This window comes from Microbacterium memoriense, from assembly GCF_025398275.1.
Taxonomy (GTDB): domain Bacteria; phylum Actinomycetota; class Actinomycetes; order Actinomycetales; family Microbacteriaceae; genus Microbacterium; species Microbacterium memoriense.
Genome location: NZ_JAODOR010000003.1, coordinates 21,474 through 37,981 on the forward strand (window position 1 = coordinate 21,474; position 16,508 = coordinate 37,981).

Annotated in this window: 15 protein-coding genes; 10 read left to right on the plus strand and 5 right to left on the minus strand. The window is 67.6% G+C overall.

Going from position 1 to position 16,508, the window contains the following annotated elements; genetic code table 11:
- Positions 1-32: 32 nt before the first annotated feature.
- Both lpdA and N4R40_RS01765 read right to left on the minus strand, forming a co-directional pair.
- Positions 33-1,433 (minus strand): dihydrolipoyl dehydrogenase, encoded by a 1,401-nt coding sequence (gene lpdA / locus N4R40_RS01760; RefSeq protein ID WP_261605650.1) that lies wholly within the window; start codon positions 1,431-1,433, stop codon positions 33-35.
- 9 nt (positions 1,434-1,442) lie between these two features.
- On the minus strand, positions 1,443-2,009 hold the full coding sequence (locus tag N4R40_RS01765; RefSeq protein WP_261605651.1) for a copper resistance CopC family protein: 567 nt from the start codon (positions 2,007-2,009) through the stop codon (positions 1,443-1,445).
- Between the two features lie 117 nt (positions 2,010-2,126).
- On the opposite strand from N4R40_RS01765, the gene N4R40_RS01770 reads away from it, so the two are divergent.
- Positions 2,127-2,525: a hypothetical protein gene (locus N4R40_RS01770; protein ID WP_261605652.1), complete on the plus strand. Its 399-nt coding sequence runs from the start codon at positions 2,127-2,129 to the stop codon at positions 2,523-2,525.
- An 18-nt stretch (positions 2,526-2,543) separates the two neighbouring features.
- On the opposite strand, the gene N4R40_RS01775 is transcribed toward N4R40_RS01770, so the two are convergent.
- Positions 2,544-2,891: a hypothetical protein gene (locus N4R40_RS01775; RefSeq protein ID WP_261605653.1), complete on the minus strand. Its 348-nt coding sequence runs from the start codon at positions 2,889-2,891 to the stop codon at positions 2,544-2,546.
- A 215-nt stretch (positions 2,892-3,106) separates the two neighbouring features.
- Here N4R40_RS01775 and N4R40_RS01780 point away from each other — a divergent pair, with 215 nt between their 5' ends.
- The 3 genes from N4R40_RS01780 (at position 3,107) to N4R40_RS01790 (ending at position 4,896) form a co-directional block, all read left to right on the plus strand.
- Positions 3,107-3,571, plus strand: a complete 465-nt coding sequence (locus tag N4R40_RS01780) for an FHA domain-containing protein (RefSeq protein ID WP_261605828.1) — start codon at positions 3,107-3,109, stop codon at positions 3,569-3,571.
- Positions 3,568-4,248 carry a transcriptional regulator FtsR gene (gene ftsR / locus N4R40_RS01785; RefSeq protein WP_261605654.1) on the plus strand — a complete coding sequence of 227 codons (681 nt, stop codon included), beginning with the start codon at positions 3,568-3,570 and terminating at the stop codon, positions 4,246-4,248. The genes N4R40_RS01780 and ftsR overlap by 4 nt, the downstream gene beginning before the upstream one ends.
- 102 nt (positions 4,249-4,350) lie before the next feature.
- Positions 4,351-4,896 carry a MerR family transcriptional regulator gene (locus tag N4R40_RS01790; RefSeq protein WP_261605655.1) on the plus strand — a complete coding sequence of 182 codons (546 nt, stop codon included), beginning with the start codon at positions 4,351-4,353 and terminating at the stop codon, positions 4,894-4,896.
- 246 nt (positions 4,897-5,142) lie between these two features.
- Here N4R40_RS01790 and N4R40_RS01795 read toward each other — a convergent pair whose 3' ends face one another.
- The gene (locus N4R40_RS01795; RefSeq protein ID WP_203189615.1) at positions 5,143-5,949 is read right to left on the minus strand and encodes a ParA family protein; all 807 of its coding nucleotides are present in this window, start codon (positions 5,947-5,949) and stop codon (positions 5,143-5,145) included.
- Positions 5,950-6,044: 95 nt separating this feature from the next.
- On the opposite strand from N4R40_RS01795, the gene N4R40_RS01800 reads away from it, so the two are divergent.
- Genes N4R40_RS01800 through N4R40_RS01810 form a run of 3 tightly spaced genes read left to right on the plus strand, consistent with a single transcriptional unit; the run spans position 6,045 to position 11,355 of the window.
- Positions 6,045-9,452 carry a pyruvate carboxylase gene (locus tag N4R40_RS01800; RefSeq protein WP_261605656.1) on the plus strand — a complete coding sequence of 1,136 codons (3,408 nt, stop codon included), beginning with the start codon at positions 6,045-6,047 and terminating at the stop codon, positions 9,450-9,452.
- A gap of 50 nt (positions 9,453-9,502) precedes the next feature.
- The gene (locus N4R40_RS01805) at positions 9,503-10,864 is read left to right on the plus strand and encodes a MinD/ParA family ATP-binding protein (RefSeq protein ID WP_261605657.1); all 1,362 of its coding nucleotides are present in this window, start codon (positions 9,503-9,505) and stop codon (positions 10,862-10,864) included.
- A complete protein-coding gene (locus N4R40_RS01810; protein ID WP_261605658.1) occupies positions 10,864-11,355 on the plus strand; it encodes a peptide deformylase in 492 nt (163 codons plus the stop codon). The genes N4R40_RS01805 and N4R40_RS01810 overlap by 1 nt, the downstream gene beginning before the upstream one ends.
- 71 nt (positions 11,356-11,426) lie before the next feature.
- Here the strand turns inward: N4R40_RS01810 and N4R40_RS01815 are convergent, their stop codons facing one another.
- Positions 11,427-13,262: an AMP-dependent synthetase/ligase gene (locus N4R40_RS01815; protein ID WP_261605659.1), complete on the minus strand. Its 1,836-nt coding sequence runs from the start codon at positions 13,260-13,262 to the stop codon at positions 11,427-11,429.
- Positions 13,263-13,455: 193 nt separating this feature from the next.
- On the opposite strand from N4R40_RS01815, the gene N4R40_RS01820 reads away from it, so the two are divergent.
- Genes N4R40_RS01820 through N4R40_RS01830 form a run of 3 tightly spaced genes read left to right on the plus strand, consistent with a single transcriptional unit; the run spans position 13,456 to position 16,473 of the window.
- Complete coding sequence (locus N4R40_RS01820) at positions 13,456-14,391, plus strand: ROK family protein (protein ID WP_261605660.1); 936 nt, start codon at positions 13,456-13,458, stop codon at positions 14,389-14,391.
- A 2-nt stretch (positions 14,392-14,393) separates the two neighbouring features.
- The gene (locus N4R40_RS01825) at positions 14,394-15,077 is read left to right on the plus strand and encodes a lysophospholipid acyltransferase family protein (RefSeq protein WP_261605661.1); all 684 of its coding nucleotides are present in this window, start codon (positions 14,394-14,396) and stop codon (positions 15,075-15,077) included.
- A gap of 58 nt (positions 15,078-15,135) precedes the next feature.
- A complete protein-coding gene (locus N4R40_RS01830) occupies positions 15,136-16,473 on the plus strand; it encodes a class II 3-deoxy-7-phosphoheptulonate synthase (RefSeq protein WP_261605662.1) in 1,338 nt (445 codons plus the stop codon).
- The last annotated feature ends 35 nt before the right edge of the window (positions 16,474-16,508 follow it).

Here is a 16,508-nt window from a genome sequence, read left to right on the forward strand (position 1 = left end):
TTTCCCTGGGCGGCGTCAGATGAGAGCTGATCTCACATGTTGATCATGTGACCGGCGAGGCCGTGGAAGCCTTCCTGCAGAGCCTCCGACAGCGTCGGGTGCGTGTGCACGTTCCGCGCCGCTTCGAGGGCCGTGAGGTCCCACTTCTGCGCGAGCGTGAGCTCGGGCAGCAGCTCCGAGACATCGGGGCCGATCAGGTGTCCACCGAGGAGCTCGAGGTGCTCGCCGTCGGCGATGAGCTTGACGAAGCCGATCGGCTCTCCCAGGCCGTTGGCCTTGCCGTTGGCCGAGAACGGGAACTTCGAGACCTTGACGTCGTAGCCGGCGTCCCGGGCCTGCTGCTCGGTCAGGCCGAACGACGCGACCTGCGGCGAGCAGAACGTGGCGCGCGGCATCATGCGGTAGTCGCCCAGCGTCTGCGTTTCGGCGCCGGCGATGGTCTCGGCCGCGACGACGGCCTGAGCCTCGGCCACGTGGGCCAGCTGCAGCTTGGCCGTGACGTCACCGATCGCGTAGATGTGCGGCACGTTGGTGCGCATGTAGTCGTCGATGCCGATCGCGCCGCGGTCCGTGAGCGCGACTCCGGTCGCGTCCAGGCCGAAGTTCTCGACGTTCGGCGCGAAGCCGATGGACATGAGTACCTTGTCGGCGTCGATCGACTGCGTGTCGCCGCCGGCGTTGGGCGTGTAGGTCACCGTGACGTGATCGCCGTGATCGGTGACGGTCTCGACCTTGGTCGAGGTGAGGATGTCGATCCCGTACTTCTTGTACTGACGGGCGATTTCCTTCGAGACGTCGGCATCCTCGTTCGGGAGCGCCCGGTCGAGGAACTCGATGATCGTGACCTTGACGCCGTAGTTGTGGAGGACGAAAGCGAACTCCATGCCGATCGCGCCGGCGCCGACGATGACGATCGAGCCCGGAAGCTCCCGCGTCATGATCTGCTCTTCGTACGTGACGACGTTGTCGCTGAGCTGCACGCCCGGCAACAAACGCACGCGCGAGCCCGTGGCGATGATGGCGTTGTCGAAGGTGACCTCTTCGGTCTGGCCGTCCGAGCGTGCAACCGTGATCGCGTTCGGACCGGTGAAGGTGCCGCGACCCTCGTACTCCGTGACCTTGTTCTTCTTCATCAAGAAGTGGATGCCCTTGACGTGTGTCTCGGACACCTTGCGGCTGCGGTCCCACGCGACGCCGAAGTCGAACGACACATCGCCCGAAATGCCGAAGAGCTCGGCCTGGTCGTGGAAGACGTGCGCGAGGTCGGCGTTGCGAAGAAGTGCCTTGGACGGGATGCAGCCGACGTTGAGGCAGACACCGCCCCAATACTTCTCTTCGATGATGGCGACCGACTGGCCGAGCTGTGCGGCGCGGACGGCCGCGACATAGCCGCCAGGGCCGGCGCCGAGGATGACGACGTTGTAGTGAGGCATGTCTCCAGCCTAGCCCTCACGCCGGCCGCGGGCCCGCGCGATCAGCACCGCCACGAGCGCTCCGCCGAGGGCCACCGCAGCGACGAGGAGGACGATCCAGACGGCGCCCATCCCGGTGTCGCTCATGGGTGGACCGGGGAGCGGAGTCTCCGTGCCGAGGGGAGCCACCGCGGGGTCGCCAACCGTGAAGCTGTACTCGCCGGAGACCGGGTGCCCGTCGCTGGAGACGACGCGCCAGATGACGGAGACGACGCCGGACGCCGTCCCCGTGAGCGGCTGCGTGAGCTTCGTCCCGTCGAGCACGGGATCGCCGCCGGTGAGCGAGGCGCCACCGGCATCCGTGACGACCACTTCCGTGGCTGCCGGCTCATCGAGCAGCACGCCGCTGAATGTGAGGACGATTTCCGGCGGCAGCGCATCGACCTGCGCTCCGGTCGCCGGGGCGGCGCCGACGAGTTCGTCGTGGGCGAAAGCGGGCGAGGCGACGCCCACGAGTGCGATCGCCACGATCACGGCGAGAAGCGAACGGATGCCGGAGCGACGGCGGGGATGGGCTTTGTGAATTCCTTGTGACATCACACGATCGAGCCTACCCAGGGCTTTCGAGTGTCGGAACGGAGGCCTAGCATGGCGCCAGGTGGCCCCTCGACAGGCAGAGCCGGGTGCGACCGCCTCGAGCGAAAGGGGTGCGTGATGGACGCGATGATGATGAACGCCATGTCCGAAGACATGATGTCGATGGAGGGCATGCCCGCGATGGACATGGCCATCATGCAGGCGTGCATGGACGCCTGCGCCGCATGCGAGCAGGCGTGCACGGTGTGTTCGGCGCAGATGATGGACTGCGCTCCGGCCTGCATGAACTGCGCCGATATGTGCAACACCATGATGCGATCGATGATGCGCATGCAGGGGATGACACCGGCATCCATGATGGCGATGCTGGACGCCTGCATCGCGATGTGTCAGACGTGCATGGACATGTGCATGATGCATGCCGACGACAGTGTCGTCTGCAAGATGTGTGCGGACTCCTGCCAGGCGTGCATGGATGCCTGCATGGCGATGAAGGATGCGATGTCGATGGCGTGAGCCATCGCGCGCGGTCCGTTACAGCGCCAGAGCGTTGAACAGGCGGCCGCCGACATTCAGCACGTGGTAGCGACCGTGGAAGGCGACCGGCAAACCGGGGGAGACCGTGTCCGCGGCTCCGGCGCCGTTCCACACCGTGAGCTGCGTGCCGTCCGTGACGGTATGGACGACGATCGTGCCGTCCGCCGCGGTCGACGTGACGATCGCGTCGACCCACTCACTCGGCGTCGCCGAGACGAGCCGCGACTGGATCAGGTGGACGGCGTGACCCGGCGCGAACGACGTGCAGGTGTGACCGAGCGCGCACATGCAGACCGCATCCTGACGCACCGAGGGGGGCGTGAGGCGGGTATGCGACGTGGACACGGGTTTCTCCTGACGATGTGGGTGGTGAACTCAGAGTACGAAGGCGGCGGCCAGGCTGCTCAGAATGCGAAACAGGGCGCAACACTGGCCACAGATGCGTCTCGGATCGGGCCTCCCGGGGGGAAGCCGATCCGTTAGGGTGGGAGCAGGAGGACAACGTGGACGAGAACGATCGAATCGGCCAGCCGGGAACCCCGGAAGGCGACGGTTCTGCCGTGCCCGCGGGTATCCACCGCGGGGGCGACACCGGGTTCACGGACACGACCCAGACCTTCGGACACGATTCCGACCTGTCGTTCGTGCCGTTCGGTATGGAGCTGACCGACGTCGAGGTCGAGGCGATCAACGCGCTTCCCTCGCGCTCCGCGCTGCTGCTGGTTCGCTCCGGTCCGACAGCCGGCGCCCGGTATCTCCTCGACGGTGACGTCACGACGGTCGGCCGTCATCCGGAAGCAGACATCTTCTTCGATGATGTGACCGTCTCGCGCCGACACGCTGAGATCACCCGCACGGGCAACATCTTCGAGCTCGTCGATCAGCGGTCGCTCAACGGGACCTACGTCAACGGGGAGCGTGCGGATCGCGCCCTCCTCACCGACGGTGCCGAGGTGCGCATCGGCAAGTTCCGGCTGAACTTCTTCGTCGCTCCGCTTGACCGCGGTCAGGCGACCGGGGCGTGACGCCGGCGTCCTCTCCCCGCAGTCGCTCAGCGGCGACGGGGCACCTCAGCATCGGCCAGGTGCTCGCGCGCCTCGCGCCCGAGTTCCCGCACCTCACCGCCAGCAAGTTGCGCTTCCTGGAAGTGCAGGGCATTGTCACGCCCGTGCGCACCGAGTCGGGCTATCGCAAGTTCTCGCCGGCGGATCTCGAACGGTTGCGCACGGCGCTGACGCTCCAGCGTGATCACGACTTCAAGCTCGCTCGCATCCGGGAGTACCTCGACGCGCATGACGGCGCGGGCGATGTCGCCGTCCCGCCGTCGATTCTGGAGACACCGCGCCGATATCGCCGCGATGAACTTCTCGCCGCATCCGGCGCCAAGGCCGGTCTGCTCGGCGATGCCGTCTCGGCCGGTCTGCTGATCGCGGCCGACACGTACGACGAACGAGCGTTGGCTTTGCTGCGTGCGCTCGTGGCGCTCGAGGCGCACGGCATCCAGCCGCGTCATCTTCGGACCATCCGACAGGCAGCGGAACGCGACGTCGCGCTCGTCGAGAGTGCGCTCGCGCCCCTGCTGCGCCGAGCGGATGCCGGGTCCCGCGCGCGCGCGAACGAAATCGCACCCGAGCTGCTCCGCCGACTCGACGATGTGCGTGCGGGGTTCGTCCAGACCGCGCTGGATCGACTGACTCCGTGATGCGCGGTCGCGACACGCCCCCGACTTCCACACGGATGTCGTTGCCGGTGGGCTCCCGCTCCTCTAGCGTGGAAGCATCCCGATCGCACGCAGGAGGCCACGATGACCGCGCATGACGCGTTCGGCGAAACACCCTTCGCCACGGACCTTCTTTTCACCGACGGTCTGCCGCAGATGGACGACGAAGTAGGCTACCGCGGTGCGGTCGCCGCGCGCGCCGCGGGGATCACGTATCGCCAGCTGGATTACTGGGCCCGCACCGAGTTGGTCGAGCCCACCGTCCGCGGAGCCAGCGGCTCGGGTTCCCAGCGGCTCTACGGGTTCCGCGACATCCTCGTACTCAAGCTCGTCAAGCGCCTGCTCGACACCGGTATCTCGTTGCAGCAGATCCGCACGGCCGTCGAGCAGCTTCGCGCCGCCGGCATCCGCGATCTCGCCGGCACGACGCTCATGAGCGATGGCGCGTCGGTCTATCTCTGCACGTCCAACGATGAGGTCATCGACCTCGTCAGCCGTGGTCAGGGCGTCTTCGGCATCGCGGTCGGCAAGGTCCTGCACGAGGTCGAATCGACGCTGCTCGACTTCGACCCGCAGGCTCCGGATCCCGTCGACGAGCTCTCCGCGCGTCGCTCCGCACGCTCCGCCTGAGGCCGCCGGGGCCGGGGGTCTCTCGGTGCATGTCCCGAAAGTGGTTGATTTCGGCGCCTGAAACCGACCACAAGTGGGACAAGGGGCCTCTTCAGAGGCATGTCCCAAAAGTGGTTGACTCGCTCGACAAGAGGCCTCTTCAGAGGCATGTCCCAAAGGTGGTTGTTTTCGGCGCCTGAAACCGACCACAAGTGGGACAAGGGTCGCCACAAGTGGGACGAGGGGCGCCCGAAGTGGGACGAGGGGTCAGGCGCGCTGTTCGCCGGCGGCGATGCGGCCGGTGCGCATGACACGGTCGAGCAGGGCATCGAAATCGCCCGCGAGCTCCTGGGCCGAGTCGCCCGGCCAGATGTGCAGCGGCTTCGCGGCACCCTGCGCCTGCTGGAGCGATGTGCGCTCGGGCAGCTGAGGCGACAGGACCAGGGGGCCGAACATGTCGCGCAGTTCCTTGATGCGGAATTGGTGCTCGATCGACTGCGGGCGGACCCGGTTGACGACGATGCCGAGGGGTTGCAGACGCGGCGAAAGACCTCGGCGGATCTCCTCGATCGCGCGCAACGCGCGGTCAGCGGCGGCGACGGAGAACAGACCCGGTTCGGTCACGACGATGACCCGGTCGGATGCTGCCCACGCCGTGCGCGTCAATGCGTTCAGCGACGGGGCGCAATCGATGAGGACCAGGTCGTAATCGGCTTCGATCGTGGCGAGGGCCTCTTCGAGCTTCCACACATCGCGGACGCTCGGATGCGGTCCATCGAAGTTGATGGCCGACGGGCTGCCGATCATGACATCGATCGTGCCCGGGTGCACCTTCGCCCAGCCGCTGGACGTGATGGCCTGACGGACCACCTTTTCCTTCGGATTCGCCAGGACATCGGCGACATTCAGGCGTCCGGCGACTTGGATGTCCATCCCCGTGGACACGTCAGACTGCGGGTCGAGGTCGACGACAAGAGTTCGCACCCCACGGGCGAACGCCGCCGAGGCGAGTCCGAGGGTCACGGTGGTCTTGCCGACGCCACCCTTGAGGGAGCTGACGGAAAGTACGTGCACGAGGCTCTACGTTACCGTCCCCTAGGCTGTAAGGGTACTCAGCCCGCCGACGGTGGCCCGATGCACTGGAGCCCCGGCATCCCAATGAGGTGAGCATGTTCCGCAAAATCCTGGTCGCGAACCGCGGCGAAATCGCCATTCGCGCTTTCCGAGCGGCCGTTGAACTCGGCGCCCGAACGGTCGCCGTCTTCCCGTGGGAGGATCGCGGCTCGCTGCACCGGCAGAAAGCCGACGAGTCGTACGAGATCGGCGAGAAGGGCCACCCCGTCCGCGCCTACCTCGATGTCGAGGAGATCATCCGCGTGGCGCTCGCCTCCGGCGCCGATGCGATCTACCCGGGCTACGGATTCCTGTCCGAGAATCCGGAACTCGCCGCTCGGGCGGCCGAGAACGGCATCACCTTCATCGGCCCGCCCTCGCTCGCCCTCGAGATGGCCGGCAACAAGGTCACGGCGAAAGAGCACGCGATCGCCGCGGGCGTGCCCGTGCTGCGTTCCACGCCCGCCGCGGACGACGTCGACGTGCTCGTCGCGCAAGCCGCTGACATCGGCTTCCCGATCTTCGTCAAGGCCGTCGCCGGCGGTGGCGGCCGCGGCATGCGCCGCGTCGAGACGCCGGGCGAGTTGCCCCCCGCGATCGCCGAGGCGATGCGCGAGGCCGGCGCCGCCTTCGGTGATGCGCGCGTGTTCCTCGAACAAGCCGTCATGCGCCCACGACACATCGAAGTCCAGATCCTGGCCGATGCCGCCGGGGATACGGTGCACCTGTTCGAGCGCGACTGCTCGGTGCAGCGCCGCCATCAGAAGGTCATCGAGATCGCGCCCGCGCCGAACCTCGATCCCACGATCCGCGACGCCCTGCACGCTCATGCGGTCGCGTTCGCCCGCTCGATCGGCTATGTCAACGCGGGCACCGTCGAGTTCCTCCTCGAGACCGCCGGTCCCCGCACCGGTGAAGCCGTCTTCATCGAGATGAACCCGCGCATCCAGGTCGAGCACACCGTGACGGAAGAGGTCACCGACGTCGACCTCGTCCAGTCGCAGATGCTGATCGCGGCCGGGGCGACGCTCGCCGAGCTCGGACTGCAGCAGGAGAACATCCACCTGCGCGGTGCGGCGCTGCAGACCCGCATCACGACGGAGGACCCGTCCCAGGGATTCCGCCCCGACACCGGCCGCATCACGACGTACCGGTCGCCCGGTGGCGCCGGCATCCGCCTGGACGGCGGCACGACGGCAGCCGGGTCGCAGATCAGCCCGCACTTCGACTCTATGCTCGCCAAGCTCACCTGCCGCGGCCGCGACTTCCCGGCGGCGGTCGCGCGCGCCAAGCGTGCGTTGGCGGAGTACCGCATCCGCGGAGTCTCGACCAACGTGCCGTTCCTGCGGGCCGTACTGAACGACCCGGCCTTCGTCGCCGGCGACCTGTCGACGTCGTTCATCGACGAGCGTCCTGAGCTGCTCACGAGCAACCCCTCGCGCGACCGCGCGACGAAGCTGCTCAACTGGCTGGCCGATGTGACCGTGAATCAGCCCTACGGCGAGAAGCCGATCTCGGTCTCGCCGGGAAGCAAGCTTCCCGAACTCGACCTCCTGGCGCCGCCGCCCAGCGGAAACCGTCAACGACTGCGTGAGCTCGGTCCCGCCGGATTCGCTCAGGCACTGCGCGCGCAGACGGCTCTCGCCGTCACGGAGACGACATTCCGGGACGCGCACCAGTCGCTGCTCGCGACCCGCGTGCGCACGCGTGATCTCGTGCGCGTCGGGCCGCACCTCGCTCGCATGACGCCGCAACTGCTCTCGGTCGAAGCGTGGGGCGGCGCGACCTACGACGTCGCTCTGCGCTTCCTCGCAGAAGACCCCTGGGAGCGACTCGAGGCCCTCCGCGACGCCATGCCCAACATCCCCATCCAGATGTTGCTCCGTGGGCGCAACACGGTCGGCTACACACCACGGCCCACGGAAGTCACGGATGCCTTCGTGAAGGAAGCGGCCGCATCCGGGGTCGACATCTTCCGCATCTTCGATGCGCTCAACGACGTCGACCAGATGCTCCCCGCGATCTCCGCTGTGCTCGAGACGGGAACCTCCGTCGCCGAAGTGGCGCTCTGCTACACGGGTGATCTGCTGAATCCGGCCGAGAACCTGTACACGCTCGACTACTACCTGAAGCTCGCGGAGCGCATCGCCGGCTCGGGCGCGCACATCCTCGCGATCAAGGACATGGCAGGTCTGCTGCGCCCGGCAGCCGCGGCGACTCTCGTCCGCGCGCTGCGCGAGCGTTTCGATCTGCCGGTTCAGGTCCACACGCACGACACGGCGGGTGGGCAGCTGGCGACGCTGCTGGCCGCGAGCGCCGCCGGCGCCGACGCCGTGGATGCGGCCGCCGCGCCGTTGGCCGGCACGACGAGTCAGCCGTCCCTGTCGGCGCTGGTGGCAGCGCTCGCGCACACCGATCGCGACACGGGCCTGTCGCTGCAGAGCGTCAGCGACCTCGAGCCGTACTGGGAGGGCGTGCGCCACCTGTACCGCCCGTTCGAGTCGGGCCTCCCGGGCCCCACGGGGCGCGTCTACCACCATGAGATCCCCGGTGGGCAGCTGTCCAACCTGCGTCAGCAGGCGATCGCCCTGGGTATGGCCGATGACTTCGAGCGCATCGAGGACATGTACGCGGCGGCCGACCGCATCCTCGGACGCATCCCCAAGGTCACGCCGTCGTCGAAGGTCGTCGGCGACCTCGCTCTCGCCCTGGTCGCGGCGAAGGCCGACCCGGCCGATTTCGAGCAGAACCCGCAGAACTACGACATCCCCGATTCGGTCGTGGGATTCATGGCCGGTGAACTGGGCGACCTCCCCGGAGGATGGCCGGAGCCCTTCCGGACCAAGGTCCTCGCCGGACGCGAGATCAAGATCGAGATCCCGGCGCTGACCGCGGACGAGGAGGACGGGCTCGTCGGTGACGCCGCAACGCGCCGCCGCACCCTCAACCGACTGCTGTTCCCCGGGCCGGCGAAGGAGTTCGAAGCCACCCGTGCGGCCTACGGCGATCTGTCGGCGCTCGGCACGCCCGACTACTTCTACGGGCTCAAGCCGGGCGAAGAGCACGTCGCGGAAATCGACCCCGGCGTCCAGCTGTACGTCGGTCTCGAAGCGATCGGTGAGCCGGATGCCGCGGGCATGCGCACCGTCATGACGACCCTCAACGGGCAACTCCGCCCGGTCTGGGTGCGTGATCGTTCGATCACCGTCGACAAAGTGACGGTCGAAAAGGCCGACACCAGCAGGGCGGGCCAGGTGGCCGCACCGTTCGCCGGAGTCGTCACGATCAAGGCGGACGTCGGTGACGTGGTGAAGGCGGGCCAGCCGATCGCCTCGATCGAGGCCATGAAGATGGAGGCGGCCATCACCGCACCCGTCGACGGGACCGTCGAGCGCCTCGCCATCACCGGGACAGCAGCCGTCGAAGCCGGGGACCTTTTGGTCGTCGTCCGGCCCGCCGAGTAGCCTGTGATGTTGGATGCCTCGCATCCGAGAACATTCTGGGAGAGTGCACCGTGAGTCATGACCATGACGAGAATTCGTCGAAAGACCCCGACCATGGCGTTCTGAACACGACCGAGAGCGTCGATGTGTCGGGCGTGGGGATCGTCGACGGCTCGACGGCGCACGTCGAGATCGTGGTCCCGCCACTGGGCGACGACGATGATTTCGACGATGACGACGTCGTGCTCGATGACGTCGCGCTCGTCGCCGCTGAGGCGCCGACGAAACCCACCGAGCCTGCACTCGCGCCGTCTACCGCCTCGGATGCCGGCAGCGTCGCGCGCGTCGGTGATGCGACCCGCGTGCCGGTGACGGAGACGTCCGTCGAGATCGCTGCCGCACATGACCTCGATCACCACGAGCGGGTCCGTCCGCGGACGTCCGATATCGCTCTGCAGTCACGGCGTCTCGGTGATTTCGAAGCAGACCGTGAGAGCTCCGACCTGTTGACCTCCGATCGCCTGCTCGACCCGGCACACATCGTGCGTTCGGAGCCCGAGGGCACGTGGCAGCACATCGTCTACACGCTGTCCGGCCGCCGGATCAACCTCGGCGACAGTAAGCGTGCTCGGGACCGCAAGCAACTCGACCGACGAATCGCTGCGCCGCTGACGGGTGGGGCGCGGTTCGTCCCCGTGCTCTCACGCAAGGGTGGGGTCGGCAAGACGACCGTGACGACTCTGCTCGGGATGGCCCTCGCCGATGCGCGCGACGATCGTGTCATCGCCGTCGATGCCAATCCCGACCGCGGCACGCTGGCCGATCGCGTCGGACGGGCGAGCGGCCAGACGGTCCGTGATCTCGTGCGTGCCCGCGCCGACGTGCACGGATTCAACGACATCTCCCGCATCGTCTCGCGGGACGAGACCCGACTGGACGTCCTCGCTTCGGAGACCGATCCGCACGTGTCGGAAGCATTCAGCGATGCGGACTACCAGCAGGTCGCGGAGATCGCCGCGCACTTCTACTCGATCGTGCTCACCGATACCGGCACGGGCATCGTGCACTCCGTCATGGAGGCGACCCTCGACCGCGCCGACGAATTGGTGATCGTTGCCGGTTTGAGCATCGACGAGGCGCGGCTCGCCGCCGAAACCCTCACGTGGCTGGAAACCAACGGCTTCGCCGAGCAGGCGCGACGCGCGGTCGTGGTGCTCAACACGGCCCGGCCTGGCGCCGCGCTCGTGCGAGCGAGTGAGCTCGAAGCCCATTTCCGGAGCCGCGTGCGCGCCGTCGTCCGCATGCCCTACGACCCGCACATCGCGTCGGGGAGTGCCGTGTCGTTCCGCGATCTCCAGCCCGAGACGCGCCAGGCCGCTCGCGAACTGGCCGCGACCGTCGTCGAGGGCCTGCGCGTCCCGGCTGCTGCCTGATGCCTGTTCGTCCGATCCGCCTGTTCGGCGACCCCGTACTCCGCGCGCCGAGTGCGCCCATCGACGTCGTCGACGACGGCATCCGTGCCCTCGTGCGCGACCTTCTCGACTCGGTGGAGCCCGCGGGACGCGCCGGGGTCGCGGCGCCCCAGATCGGCGTCGGCCTGCGCGCCTTCAGCTACAACATCGACGGCGACATCGGCTATGTGCTGAACCCTGTGCTCGTCGACGTGTCAGGAGAGCCGCAGCCGGTCGGTGAAGGATGCCTGTCCGTCCCCGGGCTCTGGCACGACGCGATCCGTTACCCGTGGGCGAAGGTCATCGGCACCGATCTCGAGGGCAACGAGGTCGTGCTGGAAGGCGAAGGCTTGTTGGCCCAGGCGCTTCAGCACGAGACCGATCACCTCGACGGCAAGCTCTACCTCGACCGTCTGCCCGCCGACACGCGGCGCCAGGCGATGCGCGAGATCCGCGAGTCCAGCTGGTTCTGAGTCGAAACCTCGCGCACGCACAACGACCGGGGAGCCGAAGCTCCACCGGTCGTTGTCGTTGTGACGCGTGCTCAGCCGCCGAGCGGGATGTTCGTCGTCGAGACCGGCACGCTGTACAGGTCTTCGACGGCATCCGCGAAGTCCGTCATGATCACGCTGCGCTTGATGCTCATCTTCGGGGTGAGGTGGCCGGACGCTTCCGTCCACTCGGTGTCGAGGATGGCAAACTTGCGGATCGACTCCGCGCGCGAGACCTTCTTGTTCGCGATGTCGATCGCGCGCTGGATCTCTTCGCGCACCTTCGGGTTGGCTGCGGCATCCGTCAGCGACATGCCGCGGTCCAGGCCATTGTTGGCGAGCCATGCCGGGAGCATCTCGGGGTCGAGAGTCACGAGGGCCGAGATGAAGGGCTTCTGGTCGCCGACGACGACGACCTGCCCGACGATCGGGTTCGCGCGGATGGGATCTTCCAGCGCGGCCGGCGCGACGTTCTTGCCGCCGGCCGTGACGATGATCTCCTTCTTGCGGCCCGTGATCGTGAGGAATCCCTCTTCGTCGAAGGCGCCGACGTCGCCGGTGCGGAACCAGTCGCCGTCGAACGCTTCCGCCGTGGCCTCGGGGTTGCGCCAGTACTCCTTGAAGACGTTGACCCCGCGAACCTCGACTTCGCCGTCCTCGGCGAGGCGCACGCCGACACCGGGGAGCACGGGGCCCACCGATCCGATCTTCGACTTCGTCGCGAGGTTGACCGTCGCCGGCGCCGTCGTCTCGGTCAGGCCGTAACCTTCGAGGATCGTGACGCCCAGGCTGTGGAAGAAGTGTCCGAGGCGCGGACCCAGGGGAGCCGAACCCGAGACGGCGTACTGCACGCGGCCGCCCATGGCATCGCGCAGCTTGCTGTAGACCAGCCGGTCGAACACGGCGAACTTGATCTTCGTGCCGAGGGAGATCTTCTTGCCCTCCTGCAGCAGGCGAGAGTGCTCGATCGCGGTGTGGGCGGCGGCGCGGAAGATCTTGCCCTTGCCGCCGGCCTCGGCCTTCTGCTCGGCCGAGTTGTAGACCTTCTCGAACACGCGCGGAACGGCCAGCAGGAACGTCGGCTTGAAGGAACCGAGCGCGGGCAGCAGCTGTTTCGTGTCGGGCTGGTGGCCGGTCTTCACACCCGCGTGGATGTCGAGGATCGAGATGAAGCGGGCGAAGATGTGCGCCGTCGTGATGAACAGCAGGGTGGAGGAGTTCGGTACCGTGAGCACTTCGTTCAGCGCGACCGCGGAGTTGCGGCAGAGCTCCACGAAGTTGCTGTGCGTGAGGACGCAGCCCTTGGGGCGTCCGGTCGACCCGGACGTGTAGATGAGCGTCGCGATGTCGGCGCCGACGGCGATCGAGCGACGGCGCACGATCTCGTCATCGGTGATGTCGGTGCCGGCGGCGGTCAGCGTGTCGAGGTCTCCCGCGGCCATCGTCCAGGCCTGGCGGATGAGGGGGACATCGCTGCGGATTTCGGCGATCCGCGCGGCGTGCTCCTCCGACTCGCCGATGACCCAGGTGGCGCCCGAGTCGGAGAGGATCCAGCTGACCTGTGCGGCCGAGCTCGTCTCGTAGACCGGAACCATGACGGCGCCCGCGTAGAACAGGGCGAAGTCGACCAGCGTCCAGTGATAGGTGGTCCGGGCGATGAAGCCCACCTTTTCGCCGGGCTCGATGCCGGCGGCGGCGAACCCCTTTGCGAGCGCGATGACTTCGCGTTCGAACTCGGCGGCGGTGATGTCCCGCCAGCCGTCACCCTCGGGGACGGCAAACAGCGCGAGCGACGGGGTCGCCTTGACGCGTTCGACGAGAAGATCAGCGACGTTCGCCTGCGGATCGGCGGGGACGATCGCGGGGACTTCGAATTGGACGGCGCTCATGGGCGGCAACTCCTTTGTGTACCGGGTAGCGTCGGGTGATGACGACTGGGATTGAGTCTAACTGCTGATGAAACTCAGTCCCACGGATGCCGCGCCCCATTCGGGTAACACCGGTTCGCGTACCCCGAAGGACTGTGGAGTCCACACTAGACTCTCCGATGCCGCACCGCCGGTGTCGGCGGAGAGGAGCAGTGTGCTCAACGTCGGCATCGATATCGGTGGCACCAAGATCGCCGGGGGCGTCGTCGCCCTCGATGGCACCATCATCGAGCAGCTTCGTGTCCCGACTCCCGTCGACACGGGAGCGCTCGCGGATGCTGTGGCCGCGATGGTCGGCGACCTCGCGTCGCGCCACGAGGTACACGCCGTCGGAGTCGCCGCTGCGGGGTTCATCGATCGCACGCGCTCCGTCATGTTGCACGCGCCGAACATCGATTGGCAGAACGCGCCGTTGCGGGCGCAGTTCGAGGCGCAGATCGGGCGACCCGTCACGCTTGAGAACGATGCCAACGCCGCGGGCTGGGGCGAGTATCGGTTCGGCGCCGGCCGGGGATCGACCGACATGGTCATGATCACCCTCGGCACGGGCGTCGGCGGTGCGGCTGTCGGTGACGGATCGCTCCTCATCGGCGCCAACGGCAGCGCCGCAGAGCTCGGGCACCTGCGCTTCGTCCGCGGCGGTCGCCCGTGCGGCTGCGGCCAGAACGGGTGCCTCGAGCAGTACGCGTCCGGACGCGCACTGCAACGGGAGATCGCCGACATCGCCGACGGCGGCGGAATCGGGTCGCGCCTCGCCGCCCACCGGACAGCGGCGGGCATCGTCCCCGGCGCGGATCTGAAGTTGTTGCTCTCCGAGCAGGATGCCGGCGCGCTCGAAGCCGTGCGCCGGGTCGCGACGGCACTCGGTGAAGCGTGCGGCGCCTTCCAGGCCGTCCTCGACCCCGAGCTGTTCGTCATCGGCGGGGGAGTGGCGGAGCTCGGCGAGGACCTGCTGGAGCCCACCCGCATCGCCTATGAGACCTCCCTTCCCGGCTTCGGGGAGCGCCCGACCGCCCGATTCGTCACGGCGACGCTCGGCAACGATGCGGGCCTCGTCGGCGTCGCCGATCTCGCGAGACTACGGACCTGACGGTGTTCTACTGGATCATGAAGTACGTCGTGATCGGGCCGATCGTCAAGGCGATCTTCCGGCCCTGGATCGTCGGACGCACGAACATCCCGGCATCCGGAGCGGCGATCCTCGCCAGCAACCACCTGTCGGTGAGTGACTCGGTCTTCCTCCCCCTCATGATCGATCGCCGTATGTCCTTCCTCGCGAAGAGCGACTATTTCACCGGCAAGGGCATCAAGGGTTGGGCCACACGCGTCTTCATGAAGGCGAGCGGCCAGATCGCGATCGACCGGACGGGCGGCAAAGCCTCGGAGGATTCGCTCAACACCGGACTCCAAGTCCTCGGCCGCGGTGATCTTCTGGGTGTCTATCCCGAGGGCACGCGCAGCCCGGATGGCCAGCTGTACCGTGGTCGCACGGGCCTGGCACGGATGGCGCTCGAGGCTCGTGTCCCGGTCGTCCCGGTCGTGATGGTCGACACGGGGGCGATCATGCCGATCGGCCGGTCGATTCCGCGCATCGGCCGGGTCGGCATGGTGATCGGGGCGCCCCTCGACTTCTCCCGCTTCCACGGTATGGAAAGCGATCGCTACATCCTGCGTTCCGTCACCGACGAGATCATGGTCGCGCTCCAGCGCCTCGGCGAGCAGAGATACGACGATGTGTACGCGTCGACGGTGAAGGACCGTCGCCCGCCCGAGTGAGGCGCGCAGGGGTGTCATCCGGCATCCACCGGCAGGATGCCGCCACTAGACTGGCCGGATGCCCACCCTGCACGACGACCTCGATCACTGGCGCTCGCTCCCGATCAAGCAGCAGCCGAATTGGACCGACCTCGACGCCGTGACGGCGGTGTCCGACGAGATCGCGACGCTGCCCCCGCTGGTCTTCGCCGGTGAGGTCGACAATCTGCGTGAGCGCCTCGCGCGCGCCGCATCCGGTCGGGCCTTCTTGCTGCAGGGCGGCGACTGCGCCGAGACGTTCGCCGGCGCGACCGCCGAGCAGATCCGCAACCGCGTCAAGACCGTGCTGCAGATGGCCGTCGTCCTCACCTACGGTGCGTCGATGCCGGTCGTGAAGATGGGCCGCATGGCCGGGCAGTTCGCCAAGCCGCGCTCGAGCGACACGGAGACCCGCGGCGACGTCACGCTTCCGGCGTACCGGGGCGACATCGTCAACGGGTACGACTTCACCGAGGCCTCGCGTCAGCCGGACCCGCAGCGACTGCTGAAGGGCTACCACACGGCGGCGTCGACCATCAACCTGATCCGCGCGTTCACGCAGGGTGGATTCGCGGACCTCCGTGAAGTCCACTCCTGGAACAAGGGCTTCGCGCAGAACCCCGCCAACCAGGCGTACGAGCGACTCGCGGCCGAGATCGACCGCGCCATCAAGTTCATGGAGGCCGCCGGAGCGAACTTCGACGAGCTTCGCGGGGTCGAGTTCTACACGGGCCACGAGGGTCTGCTGATGGACTACGAACGGCCGATGACCCGCATCGATTCGCGCACCGGCACGCCGTACAACACGTCCGGACACTTCCTGTGGATCGGGGAGCGCACACGCGACCTCGATGGTGCCCACATCGACTACTTCTCGAAGATCCGCAACCCCATCGGGGTCAAGCTCGGACCTTCGACGACTCCCGAAACCGCTCTGGAACTGATCGACAAGCTCGATCCCGAGCGCGAACCCGGCCGACTCACGTTCATCACCCGCATGGGCGCCGGCAAGATCCGTGACGCCCTGCCGCCGCTGCTCGAGGCCGTGCGCGACTCCGGCGCGACGCCGCTGTGGGTCACCGATCCCATGCACGGCAACGGGATCACGACGCCCACCGGCTACAAGACCCGTCGCTTCGACGACGTGGTGGACGAGGTCCGCGGCTTCTTCGAGGCGCACCGCGCCGTCGGGACGTTCGCGGGCGGCATCCACGTCGAGCTCACGGGCGATGACGTGACGGAGTGCCTGGGTGGGTCGGAGCAGATCGACGAGGCGACCCTCGCGACGCGCTACGAGAGCCTGTGCGACCCGCGCCTGAACCACAAGCAGTCGCTCGAGCTGGCTTTCCTCGTTGCCGAGGAGCTCGAGAAGCGCTGAACCGCTGCGGGCGCCGGCTTCCGCCGGAAGAGGTG

What these genes read in the sequence shown, in the direction of transcription:
- lpdA (WP_261605650.1), bottom strand. Translation starts at nt 1,433, where the DNA reads ATGCCTCACTACAACGTCGTCATCCTCGGCGCCGGCCCTGGCGGCTAT.
- N4R40_RS01770 (WP_261605652.1), top strand. Translation starts at nt 2,127, where the DNA reads ATGGACGCGATGATGATGAACGCCATGTCCGAAGACATGATGTCGATG.
- N4R40_RS01800 (WP_261605656.1), top strand. Translation starts at nt 6,045, where the DNA reads ATGTTCCGCAAAATCCTGGTCGCGAACCGCGGCGAAATCGCCATTCGC.
- N4R40_RS01765 (WP_261605651.1), bottom strand. Translation starts at nt 2,009, where the DNA reads ATGTCACAAGGAATTCACAAAGCCCATCCCCGCCGTCGCTCCGGCATC.
- N4R40_RS01790 (WP_261605655.1), top strand. Translation starts at nt 4,351, where the DNA reads ATGACCGCGCATGACGCGTTCGGCGAAACACCCTTCGCCACGGACCTT.
- N4R40_RS01810 (WP_261605658.1), top strand. Translation starts at nt 10,864, where the DNA reads ATGCCTGTTCGTCCGATCCGCCTGTTCGGCGACCCCGTACTCCGCGCG.
- N4R40_RS01815 (WP_261605659.1), bottom strand. Translation starts at nt 13,262, where the DNA reads ATGAGCGCCGTCCAATTCGAAGTCCCCGCGATCGTCCCCGCCGATCCG.
- N4R40_RS01830 (WP_261605662.1), top strand. Translation starts at nt 15,136, where the DNA reads ATGCCCACCCTGCACGACGACCTCGATCACTGGCGCTCGCTCCCGATC.